The sequence below is a fragment of the Gordonibacter pamelaeae 7-10-1-b genome, from assembly GCF_000210055.1.
GTDB classification, from domain to species: Bacteria; Actinomycetota; Coriobacteriia; order Coriobacteriales; family Eggerthellaceae; genus Gordonibacter; species Gordonibacter pamelaeae.
In genome coordinates this window covers 399,462-403,821 of record NC_021021.1, presented here as the reverse complement: position 1 = coordinate 403,821, position 4,360 = coordinate 399,462, and the positions used below count along the sequence as shown (strand labels likewise).

4 protein-coding genes are annotated in these 4,360 nt (G+C 68.1%); 2 read left to right on the top strand and 2 right to left on the bottom strand.

The annotated features are described in order from the left end of the window. Together GPA_RS01860 and GPA_RS01855 are read left to right on the top strand one after the other, a co-directional pair. Window positions 1–213 (top strand): phosphatase PAP2 family protein (locus GPA_RS01860; RefSeq protein ID WP_041238782.1); only part of this gene is annotated, 213 nt, incomplete at its 5' end. Window positions 214–540: 327 nt separating this feature from the next. Further along, a complete protein-coding gene (locus GPA_RS01855) occupies window positions 541–1,806 on the top strand; it encodes a RidA family protein (protein WP_015538783.1) in 1,266 nt (421 codons plus the stop codon). A gap of 140 nt (window positions 1,807–1,946) precedes the next feature. Here GPA_RS01855 and ku read toward each other — a convergent pair whose 3' ends face one another. Beyond that, window positions 1,947–2,795, bottom strand: a complete 849-nt coding sequence (ku, locus tag GPA_RS01850; protein WP_015538782.1) for a non-homologous end joining protein Ku — start codon at window positions 2,793–2,795, stop codon at window positions 1,947–1,949. 452 nt (window positions 2,796–3,247) lie between these two features. Further along, window positions 3,248–4,243 carry a LysR family transcriptional regulator gene (locus GPA_RS16620; protein ID WP_049783977.1) on the bottom strand — a complete coding sequence of 332 codons (996 nt, stop codon included), beginning with the start codon at window positions 4,241–4,243 and terminating at the stop codon, window positions 3,248–3,250. Window positions 4,244–4,360 lie beyond the last annotated feature (117 nt).

The window sequence follows — 4,360 nt, the reverse complement described above, 5'->3', positions numbered from 1 at the left end:
GCCGCGCTCTGCTGCGTGCCCGGCAGGGGCCGCCTGTCCGTGGCGCTCAAGGCGGCGGGCGTGGCGCTGGCGTGCCTCATCGCCTTCTCGCGCCTGTACCTCTACGTGCACTACCCGAGCGACATCCTCATAGGCGCCGTGGTGGGCGCGGCCGTGGGCGTCCTGTCGGTCCGGCTCGTGCTGTGGCTCTGGCCCGAGAAAACGCCGTCCTGACCCCGCCCGCGCCCTGCGCCGGCCCCGCGCGCAAGGCTAATCGGTGAGCGGTAGGTACCATAATCCTGCATGAAACGGGGGCCGCGCCCCCGGATTTCCGCATAGGCCCCGCAGGGCCTTCCAGAATTTGCGGTAAACGGTCGGTCGACGGTTTTTCCGCTGGTCAGTAAATCATTCGAAAAGTGTTTTGTGCAGATGCACAAAACGATATAATGCAGCCCTCGCGTAAAGGGAGGGCCTGGCAGGGCCGTCCTTCCGCGAGGGCGCGGGCCCCTGGGGCCGAGCAGCGCAACCGAAAAGCGAGCACTCGAGAAAGCAGGTACCTCAATGAGCGGTGACAACGTAGTCCTGGCACGGAACGTGGAAGGTGCGCCCGCAAGCCCCCTGCACGCGCAGACCGTGGCGTTCTCCCATTACAACAACCTGTCGGCCCAGCTTCCCCTCGACCCCGAGACCGGCGAGCTCGTCGAGGGCGGCGCCCTTGAGCAGGCCGCCCAGTGCCTCGAGAACCTCGAGGCCGTGGCGGAGGGCATCGGGCACACGCTGGGCGACGTGGCGCGCCTCACCGTGTTCGTGCGCGACATCCGCGACCTGGACGCCGTCGACGAGGCGTTCCGGGCCTACTTCCCAACCTACGTGCCCGCCCGCACGAACCTCGCCGTGGCGGCGCTGCCCCTCGACGCGCTCGTGCAGGTGGAGGCGCTCCTCACGAACGGCGAGGGCACCATCCCGAACGAGCCCCAGGCCGGCGACCTCGTGAAGTACGTGAACAACACGCACAACGCCCCCTACGACGCCCTGTCGTCCCAGACCGTGGCCTTCTCGCACTACAACAACGTGACGGCCCAGCTGCCCCTCGACCCCGTCTCGAACCAGATCGTGGCCGGCGGCGCCGCCGAGCAGGCCGTCCAGTGCCTGAAGAACATCAAGGCCATCCTCGCGAGCATCGACGTTCCCTTCGACGACATCGTCAAGGTGACCGTCTTCCTGAAGGACCTCTCCGACCTCGACGCCGTGGACGAGGCGTACCGGCGCTTCTTCCCCGACTCGGGCATCGCGCGCGCCGTGGGCTACCTGCCCGCGCGCACGGTGGTGGAGGCGGCCGAGCTTCCGATGCACGCGCTCGTGCAGATCGAGGCCGTGGTGTCGCACGGCGACGGCACCCCGCCGCAGGAGGTGGAGGCCCGCCACGGCCTGATCATCGAGGCGAACAACACCGACGCGGCTCCCGTGAGCGCGCTGTCCACCCAGTCCGTGGCCTTCTCGCACTACAACAACATCTCCGCGCAGATCGGCCTCGACCCCGCAACCGGCGAGCTCGTTGCCGGCGGCGCCGCGGCGCAGGCCGAGCAGGCGTGCAGGAACATCCAGGCCATCATCGAGAACGTGGGCCACACGATGGACGACGCCGTCAAGGCGAACGTCTACCTGCGCGACTTGGCCGACCTGGCCGCCATCGAGGACGTGTACGCCCGCTACTTCCCCGGCGCCCCCGCGCGCCGCGTGGTGGGCGTGTCGAACCTGCCGATGGGCGCCCTCGTGCAGATCGACGCCATCTTCGGCAACGCCGAGGGCACGCCGCCCGTGGCCTAGGCGCCGCCGAACTTCCTTTCGCTCCCTCTCTCTCCTCGGAAAGCCCCCGGTTGCTGCTGCAGCCGGGGGCTTCTCTCCTGCGGGGGGGGGATCAGGCGCAGCGGGGCATGCCCGCATGTCTTTAGGCTGGCGGGCGCGGGTCAGCCGGCGCGCTTCGCGGGGGGCTTGCGCTTCGGCTTGGGCGCCTTCGCGCTCTCGGCGCTGCCCGCTTTCGCTCCTCCGGCATCCTCCCCGGTGCGGGCCTTCAGGCTGGCGGCGAGGGCGTCCATGAGGTTGATGACGTTCGCGGGCTGGGGGCCGTGCTTCTCGGGGGTCACCTGCTTGCCGGCTATCTTGTCCTGGATGAGGCCCATGAGCTTCTCCTGGTAGGCGTTCTTGAAGCGGGCGGGGTCGAACGGCTCGGCCATGCTCTCCACCAGGCGGCGCGCCATGTCCAGCTCCGCGTCGTCCACGGCGGGGCGCTCGGCCGGCTTCGGGAGGTCGCGCACCTCGCTTTGGTAGTGCAGCGTCATCATGACCAGGTCGTCGCCGTAGGGGATGAGCGCCAGCGGCGTCTCGGAGTTGCCCAGCACCGTGGTGCCGATGGCGGCCTTGCCCTCCTCGACCATGGCCAGGCGCAAAAGCTCGAGCGGCTTCTCGCCGCCGGGCTGGGCCCTTACCTGGTAGGGCTTCTCGAAGTAGACGGGCGGCACCTCCTGCAGATCCACGAACTGCACGATCTTCATGGCACGGTCGGCATCGGTCTTGATGGCGTCCAGCTCCTCGTCGCTCACCACCACGTACTTGCCCTTCTCGTACTGGTAGCCGCGCACGATGTCGTCCGGGCCCAGCTCGCGGTTGCAATCGGGGCACGTCTTCACGTAGCGCACGCGCTGCATGCTCTCCTTCGCCAGCTGGTTGAAGCGCACGGCATCGTCCTGGGTGGCGGGATAGAGCTCCACCGGTATGTAGACGAGGCCGAAGGCGATCGCGCCTTTCCTTCCTGCCATGGAGCCTCCTGTCGGTCGGGGATCGGCCCGATAGCGGCCGGGCCTGCATCGTAGCGCAGCGCGGTTCGGGCCGTCGCCGCAGGCAGCGCTGCCGAGGACGACCTGCTGCTGAAGCGGTGATGGCGCGTTGACGGATCGGCTGCGGTTGCAGGCGGCCGTGCGGCGAAGGGCCATGCCGGGCCCCGCCTTGCCGTTGCCGGCAACGGGCGGCAAAGAAAGGGCCGGCCCTCTCGGACCGGCCCCGTTCGCGCGCTGTGCTTTAAGCAAGGCGCCGTATGAGCGAGATGCAGAACGCGGCGCCTGCGAAGCACAGCAAGGAGATCGAGTATCCCATTGGTTCCTCCTTGCATCCAGAACCCTCCCTGTCAGGTTCTGCTACCCGGACTATAGCACGCGCGCGAGAGTACGGGTAAGCCCGCGATGCCCGCCGTAACCTTCCGGTTTTCAATCTGTTACGGACGGCCGGGCCCGCCGGAGAACGAGGCCCTCGGCGACGCGGGCGGGAGCCGCAGCGAGGGAAGCGCGTCGGGGCCGCTGCGGGCGAGGAAGTCCTCCTTGCCGAAGCCCTCGCAAGCCTGCTCCAGAAAGTCGACGAACGACGTGATGGCGCCGGTCTCCTTCGACCTCTTCCACACGGCCCCCGCGCAGATCTCCATGTTCTCGTCCGCGAGCGGCACGAACTCCACGTTGCCGTTGCCGAACACGCGCAGGTGGTCGAGCGCTATGGCCACGGCGCCAGCCGTCACGAGCGTGGCCATCATGGCGCCCACGTCCTCGAAACCGGCCGGGCGCACCTCGGCGCCGGCGTTGCGCAGCTTCACGTGCATCTGCTCGAGCATGCTCTTGGAGCGGTTGAAGTGAGGCACGACCACCCGCTCGCCGCGCAGGTCGGCGATGCTCACCGACGCTCGCTTGGCAAGGCGGTGCCCCACGGGCACGGCCAGCATGTAGCGGTCCTCGTACAGGCGGCGGTAGCAGAACTTCGCGCCTTGTATGCCGTCCTGGTAGATGGAAAGCCCCACGTCGATCTCGTTCTCGTTGAGCGCCTTCTGTATGTTGGCCAGCTCCATGGTGCGGAAATGGAAGTCGACGTCGGGGTGCTCTTTGCGGTAGCTGCGGCACACGAGCGGCAGGAACGAGCCGAACGAGCCCTCCAAGAAGCCGATGCGAACGACCGACGACACGCCGTCGGCGTACTGGGACAGGCGCTCGAGCGCGCGCTCGTAGTCCTCCACGATGCGCTGGGCGTCCTGCTGGAACAGCCGGCCCGCCTCGGTGAGGCGCACCGAATGGCGGTCGCGCACGAACAGGAGCGCGCCCAGCTCCTTCTCGAGGCTCGATATGTGCCCTGAGAGCACCGACTGCGAGATGAAGAAGCTCTTCGCCGTCTCGGTGAAGTTCAGGTTGGACGTGAGCAGCAAAAACTCGTATAGCGTCTCGATGCGCAAGGCAAACCCCCTTTGTCTACCCAGCATTGTAGCGTATCGGACGATGGCGGGGGAGGAGCCCCCGCGGCCGCACGGGGCGGTGCGGGAAGCGCGTTGCGCCAGCCGCACCGCCCGGCC